Below are 18,255 nucleotides of genomic sequence, written 5' to 3'. Positions count from 1 at the left end.
CAAATATCGTGGGCGGTTATAAAACCGAACTCACCAGCTTACCTTCCAAACACACTTTTAGCGAAAATTGTTTAATTCCAAGTTTTCTAAACTTCACTTCAAGCAAATCACTCTCAACATCTGCGACTGTAATCCGACCGATTCCAAACGCTTTGTGTCGAATATCCGCGCCTTTTTCCAACTGAAAGGTAGTTAAACTCACACCTTTTCCGGTCCTTGAACGCCCGGGACAAACAATGTCTCGAATTTCTCCTACAAACTGGGATTCTACCACATCTTGATTATTGAGATTTTCAACCGTCAAGAGTTCAAGTTCTTTCTTCGCTCGTGTCATGCCTACGTAAAAGAGACGTCTTTCTTCTTCTAGACTATCTGGTTTTTTCTTTTCCGCGGCCTTGATACTTTCCAGATTTGGGAGGATTCCATCGACTAAATCCAGCATATAAACACAATCAAATTCAAGACCTTTGGCGGAATGCAGGGTGGAAAGCACCACAGCATTATTATCCTTATTCTCAGCTGATTCAAGCATTAATTGTTCAAGATATCTCAGACGATCTGCAAACTCCTTGTGCGTTTTCATCCCCTGAGCGATATTTTCAAGAGTGGCTAATATCCCATGAAAGGAATCCATAGATAGACCCAGACGCTCGCTAAACTCTTCCAGTTTTTTCTCATAGTGCAGATCCTTGCGAATATAACGGAGCGCGTCTATAGGGGGCATCCCATTGAGCTTCTTAAACTGTCTTTTAAGTTCCTGAAAGTTTTTCTTGCGGAAAGCCGGCAGAGTGGGTAGGTCTGCCAAATGATCAAAGACGGATTGTGTCGGGTCTTGGTTTTTTAAATACTCAATTTGCTGCTTTGAAATATAGGAATTGAATTTAGTATATATGGTCTCGAAAATTCTTAAGTTCTTGTCACTATAGGAAAAGCGCATAAAGTTTAAAATATCTTTGATCACCCAGTGATTAAAGAATTTGTAACCAGAATCTCGCACATAAAACAGGAGATTCGCACTCTCTAGGTGATCAATCAGGTTTATGGCTGAAATATTATTTCGAAACAGTATCGCCGTCTGTCCTATTTGTTTCTTTTTCTTCAACTCTTCGATTATGTAGTCAAGTTGTTGATAATCGTAGTCAAAGGAGTGAATCTTAATTTTTTCATCAGAAGGGTTTTCCGTAACCATAGTTTTTTTATAGCGCTGAGTATTACCGCCGATGAATACGTTCGCTACCTGTACTATCTCAGGGGTAGAACGGTAATTCTGCTCCATTATCAAAATACGGGCGTGAGGATGTACCGTTTTGAAATCCAGTAGATACTTTGGATTGGCGGATCGAAAGCCAAAAATAGATTGGTCGTCATCTCCTACAACAAATAGGTTATCACTAAGTTTCGTAACCTTTTCAATAATCTTATTCTGAATGATCGACGTATCCTGACTTTCATCCGTTAAAACAAAATGAAATTGCTTTTGATACTTTAACAGAATTTCAGGATTTTCCTCAAGTATTTGATTGGACAGGGTAAGCATATCGTCAAAATCAATCAGTTTATTACCCAAATGTGCGTTTTGCTTGTAGTCTTCGTAAGCTTCATAGATCAATCCGAGGTCCTTGACCTTCGTATCCATGTTTTGAACATCCGAAATTTGAATCATGCTATTTTTAATGAAACAGATAGCGTTGGCCAGCTCTTCCAGTTTATCTTCCGTTAAGATTGTCTGATTTATTTCTTCATATAGCCGTTTAAGGACAGAGTTTTTGCTAAGTACTCCCTGCTCATTTTCAATCAGGGTGAAGGAGATACGGTTCTTCTGAAAATAAGTTCTAATTATAGAGTAGCAGAAGCTATGAATTGTGGAGAATCGTACTCTCTGTTTTACTAATTGACCGTATAATTGTTGAAAACGCACATCCATTTCATTCGCAGCAGCCTTGCTAAACGTTAAGGCCAGAATATTCTCCGGATTTACACCTTGTCGAAGGATTAAGTAAAGAATTCGAGCATTCAATACCGTCGTCTTTCCGGCTCCTGGGGTCGCCAAAAGCAGGAGTGGTCCTGAAGTATGCCTGATCGCCTCTTTTTGAACTCCATTCATCACTACCCCGGTAACCCTTTCGAGACTGTCAAAAAACTTCTTATCCACCAAAATATTAGCTCCCTCTTACCTATTCATTACTTAACTTAATTTTTCCATATAGTATAATTAATTTTTTACAAACTTACTATGCCAACTTGTCCATTATACGCTAAACTCACGTCATCATCCTAGTAATGCTTTTTATTTCTAATCGCACAAAAAACACCGTATAATTAGAAACGGTGTTTTTTATGCTCCAGTGCATTCTTGATAGTTTATACTCGGAACTTTTCGATAGCATTTCGGAGTTCTTCGGCTAACTCTGCCAAGCCCTTACTATTATCAGCAATTTGATCCATAGCTGCTGTTTGTTCCTCGATTGCAGCACTGACATTCATAGTTTGATTAGAAGTTTCTTTACTTACGCTATCTATAGCCAAAACAGACGAAACAATATATTGACTCCCGCTTGCCATTTGTTGAACGACCGCAGCTATTTGATTGACCTGTGTTGAAACTTCATCGATTAAACCCGCGATCGTTGCAAAGGCATTGCCTGCACTGTTGACAACTGCAACACCCTCATTTACACTACTAACCGCACTGTTCATGGCTATACTGGCATCTTTAATATTTTTACGGTTCTCATTCACTTGCGTGATGACATTCACCGCTGAATCTTGAGACAGCTCAGCTAGTTTACGAACTTCTTCCGCTACTACCGCAAAGCCACGACCATGTTCCCCTGCACGAGCCGCTTCAATGGCTGCATTCAATGCTAAAAGGTTCGTTTGAGTTGAAATGTTGGTAATTATATCTATGAATTCTGTAATTTTATCAAAACCTACTGCCAATTTGTTCACTGCGTTCTGAACAAGCTCTGTTGAGGTGCCTACGCTGCTCATCTGTTCCACTGCTTTGGTAATCGTTTGGTCGCCCTCACGTGCAATCTGGGCAGTTGTACTCGCTGAATTTGCGACAGTACTACTACTAGCCGCCACTTCTTCTATACTTGCGGATAATTCTTCAATCGTACCGGATGCATCTGTTAGGGCTTTGAGCTGTTGTTCCGATCCATTCGCTACCTCACCGATAGCCATACTGACCTGATTCGAAACTTGAGCATTTTGATCCATTGTTGCTACAATTTCTTCCGAAGATGCCGCAAGTTGCTCAGCAGAATTTCTTATTTGAATTACCAGAGTGCGAAGATTTAATATCATTTTATTAAACGATGTAGCGAGCATACCAACTTCATCTTTAGTATGTACAGAAGAGTCCTCAACATTCAGGTCTCCACCAGCCACTAATTCTACCTTTTTTAAGATCATTTTCAACGGACTAATAATCATTCTAGTGATCATGAACCCGGTCAGAATAGCAATTATTATTGCAATAATCGGTAATATTATAAGAACGGTTTGAACTCTAGCAATCATGCTATTGTCGTTTGTTACATGGATTTTTGCTTCATCAATGTTGAAAACACCAAGTTCACGTAAGAATACTTGAAATTCTTCTTGTTTAGAGAAACCGTTTTTAAGGTAATATTCCATCGCTTCAGTTTTATTACCAGCCAACTCATAGTCCAAAGTTCTTTGAATGACATCCTTAATAATAATAAACTGATCTTTTGCTTTAGTTATCCTTTCCTTTTCATAATTTGTGATGGCTAAAGGTTGGTACCCTGTAATAAATTTATCTATGGATTTCTCGCGTGTCGTTACTTGATCTAGCAGTTGCTTTTTGGTCTCAGCGTCAAGTGTATAAGAGGTAATTGCTAATACATTGGATTTTAGAGCATTACTATCGGAGCGTGCTTGATTAATATCCCGGACTGTTATCAAATCATCTGAATAGAGCTTATCGAGGGAGATACCGACTTGATGAAAATAGTAAAAACCTACAAAACCAACTATCCCAAGTGATATTGACATAATACTAATTAAAAGACCAATTTTAAAAGCCGTTTTCCGATTACGTAACCAATTCAAAAATAACTGCCCCTTTCATTACTCCACTCCTACATAGGTTTATGTGGGAGTTATAGCAAAATAAAATGATATCGAATTAACCGACAATAGTAAAAATTATTTATTATCTCCTCTAAATATGTCAGATCAAAACACAATCTAGTAGGACTCATGTTATTAGTTCTTGGATAAGTTGTTAAATCCTCTTTATGACAATTTATTGATAATAGTATTTTCATATAAGAAAAAAGGGTAATTATCAAATTCCTATTCGATAATTACCCTTTATAACTCGTCATTCCAGAATACCAATCAGCCTTCTTCAGAACTCCAAGATGCTAGATACCCTATTTGGGTCTCGGTTAATTTATCAATCGATAAACCAAGCGACTGAAGCTTTAGCATCGCAACCTTCTCATCAATCTCAGTATTAACTTGATAAACTTTAGCTGACAGTTTGTCATAGTTTAAGGCAACGTATTGAAGAGAGAGTGCCTGTAAGGCAAACGTCATGTCCATTACTTCTGCAGGATGACCATCACCAGCTGCAAGGTTAACCAACCTACCTTCGGCCAACAGGTACAGCATTTGCCCTCCGGCAAGAGTGTATTCTGTAATGTTATTTCGAGCAATTCTCTCCGAGACAGCAATCTCCTTAAGCTGTGCTACGTTGACTTCCACATCGAAGTGTCCAGCATTACACATAATAGCACCTGATTTCATTAAGACAAAGTGTTCCTTATTTATTATATCTGTGTTACCAGTTACTGTTATGAAGAAGTCGCCAAACTTAGCCGCTTCAGCCATTGGCATAACTTCAAAGCCATCCATCAAAGCCTCATTTGCTTTGATGGGGTTAATTTCACAAATGATCACACGTGCTCCTAATCCCTTAGCTCGTAGTGCAACTCCTTTACCACACCAGCCATACCCAGCTATAACGGACGTTTTACCCGCTACAACTAAATTCGTCGTCCGCATGATTCCGTCCCAAACAGATTGTCCTGTGCCGTATCTGTTATCAAACAAGTACTTGCATTGAGCATCATTGACAGCGATCATTGGAAACTTTAGAACTCCATCTCGCACCATAGAATGTAATCGCAAAACACCAGTCGTCGTCTCTTCTGCACCACCCTTAATCCTCTGAAGAAGCTCCGGGCGAGTTGTGTGTATTGTAGAAACGAGATCTCCTCCGTCATCAATGATAAAATCAGGTTCTGTGTCTAAGGCTAATTGTAGATGTTGATTAAATTCTTCTTCCGTCGCGTTATACCAGGCATGTGCACCGATTCCTTGTTGGACTAGAGCCGCTACGACATCATCTTGGGTAGAAAGGGGATTACTAGCAACGACTGTCACCTCTGCTCCCCCGGCTCTAATTACATGCGCCAGATAAGCCGTTTTAGCTTCTAAATGCAAACAAATAACGACTTTCTTACCTGCAAAGGGCAGTTGTTCCTCAAATTCTTTGCGCACCATATTTAGAACTTGCATTCGTGGAACCACCCAATCGATTTTGCGCTGTCCAAGGGGTGCTAAGGCTATGTCTCTTATTGTTGATTTCATGGTTATACCCTACTTTCATAAAATATTTTATATCTTAAATAGTGGCTTAAACTATTTATTCAGAATGTCTCTTTCTCTTGACCATATCCCTGCAGATACGAATTTCGCATTCCGTCAATATCGTCTTGAGATAATTCGATAACCCCACCCATTAGTTGTGCTATAATTGTAACTTGAGCTGATTTTTCAACGACTTGGCAAACTCTAAAAGCCTCTTCTAAGCTTCGCCCAGCACCTAACATACCGTGATTGGCGAGTAAAACTGCATTTCTCCCCGCCATAGCCTTGACCGTGTTGATACCAAGCTGAGCTGTTCCAGGCAGGGCGTATTCATTAACGCGCACATTTCCGCCCACAATCTGCACTAAATCCTCGACAGCTCCAGGTATCTCTCTCCGTGCCGCAGCCATTGCAGTCGCATAGGCACTATGAGTATGCACAATTGCCTGGATATCCTCGCGGGCATTATAAATTGCCAAATGCAGAGGCACTTCAATAGAAGGTTTACGAGAACCTTTTACAGTTTTCCCCTTTGTATCCAAAATAACAATATCCTCAGGCACTAATTTATCGTAGCTCATTCCAGTTGGAGTGATGGCAATATAGTTTTCGCCAGGGATGCGACAGCTGATATTCCCCCAAGTACCTACCGTGAGGTTTGTCGCTAGCATTTCCATTCCCTTCTCGACAATTGCTTTACGAGTAACCAGTAATTGATCCATTATATTAACACCCACTTATCTTTAACTCCAAATACTATCATAGTCATATTTCGTAGAATATGCAAACAGACTTGTATATGAAACGTTTGTTATAAAAAGGAAAACCTAGGCTAAATTCGGCCTAGGTTTAATAAGGGGTCGTCAATTCTTTGAGTCTAAAAAAGGGGGGCTAACCCCCCTTGAATATTAGACGCAACCAGTCGGTTTAGGAAGACCAGCAATCTTACAAGCGCCCTTCCCTGGGCCTGCAGGAAATAGTACATAAATTTTCTTTTGGTCAAAACCAGTGTCTTTACACATTTTACGGACCATTGGGGCAACTCCGAACTGCTCATAATAGTCTCTGAGGTAGTTGATCATCTTCCAGTGTTCTTCAGTCAACTCTTCTACTTCCTCAGTGGTAGCGAGTGCTTTGGCAACATCTTCATTCCAAACTAAATGATCCTCGAGAAAACCATCTTCATCCAATTCTACCATTAAATCTCCGACTTTAAGTTGAGCCATTTTATTTTCCTCCTTATAGTGAGTTTATTAAAATTGATATTGTTTGAGTTAATTCTCTTCTCCCCAAACAAGTATCAAAAATGCATCTTGCCTATTAAGCTTTCTCTTCCCTAACCGAGATAGCCACTTTATAAAGAACAGTAATTAGCAGCATCCCAATAGAGTATACACCCAGAGTCACTAAAATTTCATTCAATGATGGTGTATATTCTATTACCCTCTCGAAAGAATTGGGAACAAATCCTGCAACAATTAGGATCATTCCTTTGTCAATCCAATTAGCTATTATAATAGCTAGAAGAGCAAAGGGCAAGATCTTTCCATTCTTGCGTGTTTGTGGGAAAACCAGTAACAAAATCCCTGCAAAAGCAAGAAAAACGGCTGTCCACATAAAGGGAACAAGGTTTGTATGTCCATCCATGCCAACAAAAATATACCTAAGAGGAGCACTGTATTCAGGTACATTACTATAGAAGGCTGTGAAAAGCTCTAAAATATAGAAGAATACATTAGCAATCATGGCATATCTGACGATCTTAACAAGCGATTGAATAGCTCCTAGGCCTGGATCTGGGTCGAATTTACTGACCTTTCTTACTATCAAACACAATAGTATCAGAATAGCTGGACCAGCCGCAAAGGCGGATGCTAGGAAGCGCGCAGCCATAATAGCCGATAACCATAGGTGCCGACCGGGAAGACCAGCATATAAGAAGGCTGTAACTGTGTGAATACTAACTGCCCAAGGAATCGATAGATATATTATTGGTTTAACCCAAGCTGGCGGTGGAGTTCCTTTGCGCTCAGCGCCAAGCGTCGTCCAACCAACGACTAAGTTAATGCAGAGATATCCAATCAGTACGCACATATCATAAAACATGACCGAACGTGGGCTCGGATACAGAATTACATTCATGATCCGCATTGGTTGTCCTAAATCTACGACAATAAATAACATACACATGATCACAGCTGGTATCGCTAAAAACTCACCGAGAATGACCATTTTACCAAACTTCTTAAAATCATGCAGATAATAAGGTAAGACAAGCATAACGGCCGAAGCAGCAACACCAACAAGAAAGGTAAACTGGGCGATGTACAAGCCCCAGGAAACATCACGACTCATGCCTGTAACTCCGAGACCATTATTAAACTGATTTAGATAAGCATAGAAGCCTACAGCAATAACAGCCAGTAATACAAAGATCCATGCCCAATACTTTTTGCTACCAGTTAACGCTTTCTCAAGCATTATCGTCACCCCCTACTAGGTAGTAAACGCTCGGCTGGGTTCCCAGCTCAGGTTTACGCCGAATAGTGAATTTGGTACTGATAATTTTTCTAACCTCTGAGTTGGGGTCATCTAAATCTCCGAAAATCAAGCCGCCCTTGGACGTCTCCACACATGCTGGCTTTTGACCTTTTGCCAAGCGTTCATAGCAGAAATTACATTTTTCCACGACTCCAGCAGTCCTAGTTGGATATTCTGTAGATACCTCTTTAATAAAAGGTCTTGGATCTCTAAAATTAAAGCTTCTAGCACCAAAGGGACAAGCCGCCATGCAAAATCTACATCCAATACAGCGGTGAAAGTCCATCGCTACAATCCCGTCTCTGCGCTTAAACGTGGCCTGAGTGGGGCAAGCCTTGACACAAGGAGGATTTTCACAGTGATTACACAGAACCATAAAAGGTGCCTCTATCACGTGTTCATCCAAATATTTATTTTGCCCAGCACCAAAGGTATGATGATAATCATCTTTCCAGATCCATTTAATCTCTTCCTTAGTATTGCCGATTTCTTCTGGAACATTATGAAGAGTATGGCAAGCTTCTTGGACCCGCTTATAGTCATCTTCTGATTTAAATTTACTCATATCTACGACCATAGCCCACCGACTTGCTAAATCAGCTTTCTTTTCGATGCCATATTCCGCAGCTACAGCAACTTCTTTCTTTCTGAACCCAGTAAAAGCAAACGTGCCCCCAAGTCCTAATGCAGTGAGCATACCAGCTCTTCTTAGAAATTGTCGTCGATTGATGCTCATTTTACAGCCTCCTTTGGCTCAAAATGGCAAGAATAACATAATGGCTTGACTGCGTTATAATCATGACAAGAAGAACAGAACTGAGGTGAAGCAAACGCCGGGTTACTCGTTCCTTCAGCATTTGCCACTTTTTCAGCCTCGGTATAATGACATTTCAAGCACGTGTCTTGAAGACTAATTTCAAATTCTTTCCCATTGCTATTTGTATACACGGTCTGTCCATCACGCACAGAAGCTTGTCGCCATTGATTGAGCAGTTGCATGTGATTAGCCCTCATAAACTCTGGAGACTCAACACACTGCTGGTCAGCAGGCGCAAGCGCCTGAATGGCAGGAGTATTTAAATCTATATCCGGTCCTGCATTAACTTTCCCCATATTATAGAAGAAGGGGATCGTGAAAAGTCCAACAAAGATAATGAGTGATGCAATTATTTTTCCGCCTTTATACATTACTCATCACCCTCCTTTCCAGGTAGATCCTCAAGTCTTATATCGAGTGTTCTCTCTTTCTCGCCTCTCATTACTAATGCATTAGCGAGTAACTCAGTCACACCTGCAACGCCTACCCCAGGATTCCAGTAGTCCATTAGAGCTGGTAAAGCGGCCCGGTCAACTGCGCAAATATTTGCCAACATGTTAACTCCATGTTTGTCTTTAACATACTTAACAGCATTTGCTCTCGGGAATCCGCCTCTCATCCGTTGTTCCATATTTTCCGAGGCGTTGAGTCCAGATCCACTTCCGCAGCAGAATGTCTTCTCTCTGATCGTATTTTCAGGCATCTCATAGAAATTATTACAAATAGCCTTAATGATTTCTCTTGGCTCTTCGAGAAGCCCCATTCCTCTAGAAGGGTTACATGAATCATGATACGTAACCTTTAAGTGGTCGTTACGACTGGGATCTAATGTCAGTTTATTGTGTTTGATCAAATCAGCTGTAAATTCTGAGATATGGATCATTTTAGTGGATTTGGCATTTTCAAAGACTGTTCCGGTGATCGGCGATCTTGGTACTTCTAAGAAGTCTGCGGGGCCGTTCCATGTATCCATATACTGATTCAGAACTCTCCACATATGACCACATTCTCCACCAATGATCCATTTAACACCTAATCGTTTTGCTTCAGCATAGATCTTGTAGTTAAGCCTCTTGGCCATGTCATTTGAGGTGAAAAATCCGAAGTTCCCACCTTCAGAAGCATATGTGCTCCATGTGTAGTCAAGACCGAGTTCATGGAAAAGCATGAGATAACCCATGCAAGTATAAATCCCTGGTTCACCCATGAAATCTCCGGACGGAGTGACAAACATTATTTCGGCACCTTTTCTGTTGAAGGTTGGGTTCACCCTAATACCTGTTATTTCCTCTATATCATCACACATGGTTTCGATGTTACCTACAATTGCATGAGGCTCTAAGCCAAGGTGATTTCCCTTCATGTAACAATTTGCAGCAGGTCCGGAAATCCAATCGATGTTTAAGCCCACTAAGTTAAGAAGTTCCCTGCCAATGATCGTTACTTCTGCTTGATCGATACCATATGGACAGAAAACAGAACAGCGACGGCACTCAGTACACTGAAAAAAGTAAGACCACCATTCCTTAAGCACATCTTCATCAAGTTCTCTCGCCCCGGCCAAACGTCCTAGAAATTTACCAGACGTTGTGAAATACTTTTTGTAGACTGATCTTATCAATTCCGCTCTCAGGACGGGCATATTTTTAGGATCACCAGTGGCAATATAAAAGTGGCATTTATCGGCACAGGCACCGCATCTAACGCAAATATCCATAAATATTTTAAAAGAGCGATACTTAGCAAGCCTTTCTGCCATTCCTTCTAAGATCGTTGTTTCCCAGCCCTCTGGCAACTTCCAATCTTCGTCGGCTGGCGACCACTGTCTTGGGTTAGGTAAACCCAACGTTAGAAGGTCTTTTTCCTTTCCTCCCCAGCAAAAGTTACCTGGTTTAATCACTGTCGGAGTATCCATCCAGTCCGTTGCGGGTGGTTTGAAATCTATCTGAGATAGTTCTTGTGGCTTTGGAGTTTTAACCTTCTCTACTTTCGCCATCCACGATCACTCCTTTTCTACCGGAATACCAGCTTTTTTCATTTTTTCTCTAAATTCATCTTCATACTGAGCGTAGGTATGAACCTCAACTTCGTGATCCCATGGGTTGATATGCCTAACCATACGATTGTTACTAATCATGTTTCGGGTTGGGCTGAGGAAAATGCCGCCCGCATGCATTAATTTACTCAAGGGGAAATATGCGAAAAGAACACTAACTAGAAAGATGTGGATAAAAAACATTACGCCAATTCCTTCAGGAAGAACAGGCTGAAAAGTAGCTAACCCAATTGCCAATTTCTTGACAGCTACAAGATCAACTTTAAAGAAATACCGCATTAGTACCCCTGTACACCCAATGCTCAAAATCATAAAGAGCGGAAAATAATCAGCAGCATGAGATATATACCTTACCTGCGGAATAAAAATTCTTCTGAGGAACAGGTAGGTCACTGCTATTAAAAAGAATGCATCCGTCAAGTAAATCGCAGGTAACCCAATCTGTAAAATGCCATCAATGCTTTCAAGTATTTGAACCGAGTACGGTATAGGTTCCAAGAAAAATCTAAGATGTCTAATCAGAATTATGAGGAACGACCAGTGAAAGACCAAACTCCCTAACCAAAGCCACTTAGCTGAGCCGTAGGCTAGTATTGGACCCTTTGGCCCCTGGGATAATTCTGTTTTAGTGTTTCGAAACAACGAGCGAAAGAACAATACTTCTAAAGCCATCCTGATAATAACACCGAAAGCACTTGTCGGGTTTTCGATCTTATTTTGTTTGATCCACGGCAGTGATTTTTGCTGCCCAATGGTTGTTGGAATTCGGAACGGCACAGGTGACCGCCCCCATTTAACAATGCGGTAAATAAATCCACCCACAAACATAGTAAAGGCTAGATAAGGTATGATGATGCCAAGAATGTAATGCATACTTGTAATATGCGCTCCTATTGTGGCGACTAGAATGAGTACACTTACTGCGAGGAGAGAAAACAAGACTTTCACTCTACGACCTCCTTCCTTTAAATACTGGTTTCTTGATTTTTGTTTTCAAATTCTTCCATTGGGATTTCATGCACCAGATTGGCCTTTTTCAGAAGTGTAAAAGTCATCCTTTTCAGTTCATCGACCTTCAGTTGATTAAGTTGTTCTCGACATTTCGCATATATATCAAAGGCAAATAGAGCCAGATCATCTATTTTGGATTCGAAACTTAGCAGCTCTTCATTAATCTGACCATGCCTGATTTCCTTCTTCAATTCTTCTCTAACTACCTTTTTAAGGCTAAAGATAAATTTCACAGCTTTAGCAGGGGGGAAATCTTGCACGGCCTGCACTTTAATCATATCATCAAGAAACGGTAATCCCTCAGCAAGTTCTTTCTCTTCAATAAGTGCTTCCCAAAGACTATCTATACCCTGAGTGAACGCATGTCCTACAGGATTGGCAAATCTATCTTCTTTCTTCTTAAAAAAGCCTGTGTTATCCGTGGGATACGTCTCCATGATCGCATCGAACCACCTTGTCGTAATCGCGGCTTTCCTTTCTTCCAGGAGACTCTTCAGCTTCATGTCCATTTAGACCACTCCTTATCTCAAAATTCTTCTTGTAAGCAAATTCAGTCGATGTTGAATGCATCCAACACCGACCTTTCTTTTAAATAAAACTCTCTCTAATTCCTGTGCAATCCAGTTTGAGTATTTAGTGCGTTAGGCTACGCGACAAAGTGAAATCATCCACTAGTTTCCTTTTCGAATTAGTAGCGTTCAATTTTTGCGCAAGTAACAGAATATTGTTTGTTCTTATTATCACTATCAGTTTAAGGAATTTCGACTTGCTTGTAAAATTCATATTCTCTATAGTGACAATTAGTTAATCACATAGTAACATTAACTTTAGTGTTAAAGATCATAAGAAATCCCATTTACTCTCCGAATTTTTTGCAATTTGTGCAAATTCGAACTAAGTTTCTTCTGCTCTAAAATATCACATCTGTGGAGAATTAGTCAAGGCTAACTTCGGAAATCACCCGACAAAAAGCAAGAGGATGGTCCTTCCACCCTCTTGCTTTAAAGATTATTTTTTCATGCTTACCCCAGTGCACGCTCCAAAATTTCATTAAGTCGTTTTACCATTCCCCGTGGATCAATAATAAGTCCTGCAGCGATTTGCGCGTTTTCAAAAATTTGCTCTGCTGCAATCTTCGCAAAGGTGTCCTCATTTTTCCGCGCTTTGTCCAACCGTTTAATCATTTGATGTGAGGCGTTAATTTCCAAGACACTGGGTCCTACATCATTTGAATCTTTATTCATGAGTTGCATCATCCGCTGCATACTATTTGTTCCATATGGACTAAGCACAACTGCAGGACTGTCTACCAACCGCTTAGATTCCCGCACCTCGGTCACTTTACTGCCTAAGACTTCTTTGATCCATTCCGTCAAATCTTTAATTTCTTCTTCGGGCAAGGCAAGTTCACTTCTATCTTTCTGTTCATTCCCTAAATCCAAATCAGACTGATCGGCTGAAATGAGTTTCTTGCCTTCATATTCCCCAATAGCACCAAAGATGTAATCGTCGATTGCTGCATAGGTATAGATCACTTCATAGCCTTTGTCCCGGAATACTTCCAGATACGGACCGGACTCTATTCCTTCTCGCGTTGGACCGTTGACATAATAGATTGCCGTTTGGTCTTCTTTCATACGACCTATGTAATTTGCCAAAGAAACCGATTCACCTGGCAAGGTATTAGACGATTCGAACTGCAAAAGCTTGACGAGTTCTTTACGATGTGTGAAGTCATTTGCTGCCCCTTCTTTAATAAAGAAATTAAACTTTTCCCAGAACTCTTTATACTTCTCTGGTTCGGAGGTCGCTTGACCATCGAGGAATTTAAGAAAACGGCTTGTAACTACTTTGTTAAGCTTGGTTATTAGAGCACTGTCCTGCATGGTCTCTCTAGAAATATTAAGTGGAAGTTCCTCACTGTCCATAACTCCTCTTAAAAAGCGCAACCACTCAGGCAATACAATTGGGGATTTTTCTTGAATCAATACTTTTTTACAATATAGGTTAACCCCTGGTTCTGTTCGTCCAAAACCAAACTGCTCGAGGTTCTCCTTGGGAACAAATAATAAGGTGTTAATATTTATCGGGGCATCTGATGAAAAATGCAGACGAAAAAGCGGTTCATCATGTGCATTCGCGATGAACTTATAGAATTCGTTGTACTCCTCATCTGTAATCTCATTTTTGTTTTTAATCCATAGGGCATCAACTGTATTTACTTTCTGTCCATTGACGATAATAGGGTAGGGTACAAAGCTAGAATATTGTTTAATGACTCGTTGAACGGTTTCTTCCTTGGCAAAATCATACGCATCCTCTTTTAAATGAAGAACCATCTTCGTACCCCTACTTAGATCTTCTCCTTCAGTAATCGTATAACTCCCTACGCCGTCTGATTCCCAAACGAAGCTTTGGCTCTCCATTTGATAGGAACGGGTATATAAAGTCACTTTATCTGCTACCATAAAGGCAGAGTAAAAACCAACCCCAAATTGCCCGATTAGGTTAAGATCCTTTTGATCCCCTTTGGCACTCAAGTGTTTGATAAATTCTTTTGAGCCTGAATGAGCAATGGTCCCTATATTCTCAACCAGTTCTTCTTTCGTCATCCCTATACCAGTATCCGTGATAGTCAGGGTATGGGTGGTATCATCCGTATCGATATGGATTTCTAATGTTAAATCCTTGTCTTTAACCTCAGGCCCTGTAAGTTGTGTGTAACGTAGTTTCTCCATAGCATCCGCCGCATTGGAAATGAGTTCTCTCAAAAAGATCTCGCGTTCAGTGTAGAGTGAATGGATGACAATATCCAGTAATTGCCTGATTTCTGTTTGGAATTCCTTAGTTTCTACTCCTGTACTCATTATTAACCTCCATCGTTTTGTCTTAATATAATTATTTGGCACCAGCTAGTCAACCTTAATCCTTAGTTTAATAAAATATTGTCAAAAGTGCAACCAAGCTGAAAGGGGTACGATACCATAAGTGCCCTAATTAATTAGTCCTATTGAGGATATCCTGAAGACAGACTTCAAACTTTCGATCATCTTCCTGTACTCTCTTTTTTGGTCCTTTAGTTCTGCCGCCACCCCGTCGGAACTTCGCTTTTGCCTCCCGCTCCTCCAGTAAAAATTCAATGTTAGTTGTGTTAAACTCTCGTCCGTCAGGATTTAAACACCTAACTCCTTTTCCCAATAACATAGCCGCCAGGCCCCAATCCTGAGTCACTGCTACATCTCCCGCCAAAGCCAGATTCATAACCCGAATATCAGCCTCTTGCGAAGCATTTCCGACCACCACGTGATGGTCGGAAACAATATTGTGGTTAAAGCTAGCTACAGTCCATACCGGAATAGCATACTCGAGGGCCACCTTAATGCAAATCTGCAAAACAGTCTTCGGACAAGCGTCTGCATCCACAATAATTTTCAAACTTATGCCTCCCGTAACCCGCCATCCGCTTGAATCACTTTTTTCTCTTTAAGCAGTTTTCCAACTGCTCTTTTAAAGGCGGCTTTACTCATTTGTAAGCGACTTTGGATTTCAAGGGGGCTGCTTTTATCACTGAGCGCCAAAAATCCTTCGTGATTCTTTATCCCTTGGAGAATTTTCAATGTATCGTTATCCATTTGAATATAGGAAAGATCCCTTGGTGATAAATCAAGCTTGCCATCCTCTCTAACTCTGATAACACGTGCCTCCACTTGATCGCCCTCTTGCAATTCATTAAAATACTCATTGACAGGAATGAGTCCCATATACTTATTATCTACGGCTACAAAGGCACCCATATCAGGATTCACCGAATAAACTGTTCCTACTATTTTATCGTTTTTCTGATAAGGAGATTCGGCCGATAGATACTCATAAATTTCTGTCGTGGCGCTCAACCTTTGACTCTTGTCTAAATAAACTTTTACTAGATATCCTTTACCCACTTGAATCGGATATTTCTGCTCATGAAATGGTAGAAATAACCCTCTTTCCAAGCCGATATCCAAAAAGGCCCCAATCGTTGTCTTAGCCGAGACTTTTAGATAAGCTAATTCTCCTAATTGAGCCAACGGTTTTTTGCGGGTGGCAATTAGCCGTTCTTCGGAATCCCGATAAATAAAAACCTCTAATTCGTCGCCCTCTTTAGAATCCTCTGGTAATTGTTTTATAGGCAGAAGGATATTATCATGCCGAACACCTGTGCCTGCATCTAAGTAAGCGCCAAAGGATGTATAATTTGCAATTTTAAGATTTTGTAATTTACCGATCTCAATCATCTATAAAAATCCCCTTTCTCAATTGTCACTAGATGTAGGTTTACCCTTGGGTAGCAAATCCATGCTGGTACTATTGTTATACTATTATATACATGAGTGCGCCTATGGCAAACTATTGGGTCGAATATGTAGATAAAGAGAACTTGCTGGCGCCCAGCCTTCAGACGCCGGCGACCGCCTTAGTTGCACTTATGCGCTGGCCATAGAGGCCGAGTGTCCCAGTTGCCGAGGACGGCGAGAAGGGACCTTCCAGAAAGTATGTAACCGAAAGTTATACTTTCTGACTAGTACGAAACAAGACCGCCTTTTGCATGGCGGTCTGCTTGTCCCTTTAGTTGTAACCCATCTAGCCCTATCTGACTAATACAACATAGTATACGATAATATTTCAACTTAATACCCCGTGCATTAGAGCCCATAGTATGTCGTGATTAACATACCATGATTAACTACCGCAATAATATTACCAATACCAATACCTGCGCTGATATTAGATCTTCTCCTCATATATATTACCCCTTACTTACATATTTTATATAAAATATAAAATACAGCAAGAAGGGATTAGCAAGCTAATCCCTAATATTCCTATTTAGTTATTATTATAACACTATTCTGGACGAATTGCCCATACTTTTTTGGAGATCGCTTCAGGGTCTACTGTGATTCGAGCTACACCACTGTCCATCGCAGCTTGGGCAACAGCCGCTGCAACGGCAGGTGCAACACGAGGATCGAAAGCTTTCGGAATTACATAGTCGGCATTTAGCTCTACATCACTTACCAAGCCCGCAATCGCATAAGCGGCTGCGATTTTCATTTCTTCATTAATCTGAGAGGCCCGAACGTCCAAAGCACCTCGGAAAATACCAGGGAATGCCGATACGTTGTTGACTTGGTTTGGGAAATCTGAACGTCCAGTTCCGACTACTTTTGCTCCTGCTTCTTTAGCAAGTACAGGCATAATTTCTGGTACAGGGTTTGCCATCGCAAAGATAATCGGATCCTTAGCCATAGCTTTAACCATCTCAGGAGTTACCATGTTGGCTGCTGATACCCCAATGAAGACATCTGCCCCCACTAAGGCGTCTGCCAGTGAACCAACTAGCTTTTGAGAATTGGTGACTTCCGCAATGGCATCTTTTGATTTGTTCATCCCCGCAGGACGTCCCGTATAGATGGTTCCCTTGGTATCACACATAATCACATCTTTAACGCCCATACTCATGAGTAATTTAATAATCGCCACACCAGCAGCACCCGCGCCGTTCGTGACAACACGAATACTAGTTAAGGATTTCCCCACCACTTTGAGGGCATTAATCATTCCAGCCATGACGACGATGGCTGTGCCATGTTGATCATCATGGAATACAGGAATATTCATTTCCTTCTTAAGCCGCTCTTCGATCTCGAAGCAAGCCGGCGCACTGATGTCCTCCAAGTTGATTCCACCGAAGGTTGGCTCCATTAGTTTGACCGTCTCAATTACTTTTTCAATATTCTCCGTGTCTAAGCAAATGGGGAAGGCATCGACTCCGGCAAAGGTCTTGAAAAGGATTGATTTACCTTCCATGACTGGCAAGGAGGCAAGTGCTCCGATGTTACCTAGGCCAAGAACCGCCGTCCCATTCGAGACTATGGCCACAAAATTGCCTTTGTTAGTATAAACATAGGCTAAGTCCTTATCTTTCTCGATATCCAGACATGGTTCAGCCACTCCGGGAGAGTAAGCCAAGGATAAATCTCGGCTGTTACGAACTGGCACTTTGCTGAGAACTTCCAGTTTTCCGACATTGTCACGGTGAAGAGCTAAAGCATCTTCTCGTAGTGTTCCCATATAATCAAATCCCCTTTTATATTTATTCAATTTTCAGTTATTTTTCATCAGTATTTCAAGTTTATTGTCAAGGACTTAGTTGTAGGGG

General features: G+C 40.9%; 15 protein-coding genes. All 15 read right to left on the bottom strand.

The genetic code is table 11. The features are described 5' to 3' along the window. Window positions 1-16 precede the first annotated feature (16 nt). The 15 genes from E4K67_RS25300 to ystJ all read right to left on the bottom strand — a co-directional run bounded on the left by E4K67_RS25300 (window position 17) and on the right by ystJ (window position 18,167). The gene (locus E4K67_RS25300) at window positions 17-2,152 is read right to left on the bottom strand and encodes an ATP-dependent helicase (RefSeq protein WP_243454627.1); all 2,136 of its coding nucleotides are present in this window, start codon (window positions 2,150-2,152) and stop codon (window positions 17-19) included. Window positions 2,153-2,361: 209 nt separating this feature from the next. Then, window positions 2,362-4,080 (bottom strand): methyl-accepting chemotaxis protein, encoded by a 1,719-nt coding sequence (locus E4K67_RS25295; RefSeq protein ID WP_135551841.1) that lies wholly within the window; start codon window positions 4,078-4,080, stop codon window positions 2,362-2,364. Window positions 4,081-4,371: 291 nt separating this feature from the next. After that, on the bottom strand, window positions 4,372-5,628 hold the full coding sequence (locus E4K67_RS25290; protein ID WP_135551839.1) for an adenosylhomocysteinase: 1,257 nt from the start codon (window positions 5,626-5,628) through the stop codon (window positions 4,372-4,374). A gap of 59 nt (window positions 5,629-5,687) precedes the next feature. Continuing rightward, window positions 5,688-6,350 (bottom strand): class II aldolase/adducin family protein, encoded by a 663-nt coding sequence (locus E4K67_RS25285; RefSeq protein WP_135551837.1) that lies wholly within the window; start codon window positions 6,348-6,350, stop codon window positions 5,688-5,690. A 186-nt stretch (window positions 6,351-6,536) separates the two neighbouring features. After that, on the bottom strand, window positions 6,537-6,854 hold the full coding sequence (locus tag E4K67_RS25280) for a TusE/DsrC/DsvC family sulfur relay protein (RefSeq protein ID WP_135551835.1): 318 nt from the start codon (window positions 6,852-6,854) through the stop codon (window positions 6,537-6,539). 94 nt (window positions 6,855-6,948) lie between these two features. Beyond that, window positions 6,949-8,109 carry a sulfate reduction electron transfer complex DsrMKJOP subunit DsrP gene (dsrP, locus tag E4K67_RS25275; RefSeq protein WP_135551834.1) on the bottom strand — a complete coding sequence of 387 codons (1,161 nt, stop codon included), beginning with the start codon at window positions 8,107-8,109 and terminating at the stop codon, window positions 6,949-6,951. Then, entirely contained in the window at window positions 8,102-8,905 is an 804-nt protein-coding gene (dsrO, locus tag E4K67_RS25270; RefSeq protein ID WP_135551832.1) for a sulfate reduction electron transfer complex DsrMKJOP subunit DsrO, read from the bottom strand. Before dsrO ends, dsrP begins: the two co-directional genes overlap by 8 nt. After that, window positions 8,902-9,357, bottom strand: a complete 456-nt coding sequence (gene dsrJ / locus E4K67_RS25265) for a sulfate reduction electron transfer complex DsrMKJOP subunit DsrJ (protein WP_135551830.1) — start codon at window positions 9,355-9,357, stop codon at window positions 8,902-8,904. Before dsrJ ends, dsrO begins: the two co-directional genes overlap by 4 nt. Continuing rightward, complete coding sequence (dsrK, locus tag E4K67_RS25260; protein ID WP_135551828.1) at window positions 9,357-10,982, bottom strand: sulfate reduction electron transfer complex DsrMKJOP subunit DsrK; 1,626 nt, start codon at window positions 10,980-10,982, stop codon at window positions 9,357-9,359. Before dsrK ends, dsrJ begins: the two co-directional genes overlap by 1 nt. 6 nt (window positions 10,983-10,988) lie before the next feature. Then, window positions 10,989-11,990: a sulfate reduction electron transfer complex DsrMKJOP subunit DsrM gene (gene dsrM / locus E4K67_RS25255; RefSeq protein WP_135551826.1), complete on the bottom strand. Its 1,002-nt coding sequence runs from the start codon at window positions 11,988-11,990 to the stop codon at window positions 10,989-10,991. Window positions 11,991-12,007: 17 nt separating this feature from the next. Next, window positions 12,008-12,562, bottom strand: coding sequence for an RsbRD N-terminal domain-containing protein (locus tag E4K67_RS25250; RefSeq protein WP_135551824.1), 555 nt, complete (start codon window positions 12,560-12,562; stop codon window positions 12,008-12,010). Window positions 12,563-13,075: 513 nt separating this feature from the next. Continuing rightward, window positions 13,076-14,920, bottom strand: a complete 1,845-nt coding sequence (gene htpG, locus E4K67_RS25245) for a molecular chaperone HtpG (protein WP_135551822.1) — start codon at window positions 14,918-14,920, stop codon at window positions 13,076-13,078. A 130-nt stretch (window positions 14,921-15,050) separates the two neighbouring features. Then, complete coding sequence (locus E4K67_RS25240) at window positions 15,051-15,488, bottom strand: YaiI/YqxD family protein (protein ID WP_135551820.1); 438 nt, start codon at window positions 15,486-15,488, stop codon at window positions 15,051-15,053. Window positions 15,489-15,490: 2 nt separating this feature from the next. Then, on the bottom strand, window positions 15,491-16,327 hold the full coding sequence (locus E4K67_RS25235; protein WP_135551818.1) for a CvfB family protein: 837 nt from the start codon (window positions 16,325-16,327) through the stop codon (window positions 15,491-15,493). A gap of 610 nt (window positions 16,328-16,937) precedes the next feature. Beyond that, on the bottom strand, window positions 16,938-18,167 hold the full coding sequence (ystJ, locus tag E4K67_RS25230) for an NADP-dependent malic enzyme (protein ID WP_135551816.1): 1,230 nt from the start codon (window positions 18,165-18,167) through the stop codon (window positions 16,938-16,940). Window positions 18,168-18,255: the final 88 nt, after the last annotated feature.

The organism is Desulfosporosinus fructosivorans (assembly GCF_004766045.1).
GTDB classification, from domain to species: domain Bacteria; phylum Bacillota; class Desulfitobacteriia; order Desulfitobacteriales; family Desulfitobacteriaceae; genus Desulfosporosinus; species Desulfosporosinus fructosivorans.
Note: the sequence above shows the minus strand (reverse complement) of the source record. Positions and strands in the feature narration are given on the sequence as shown.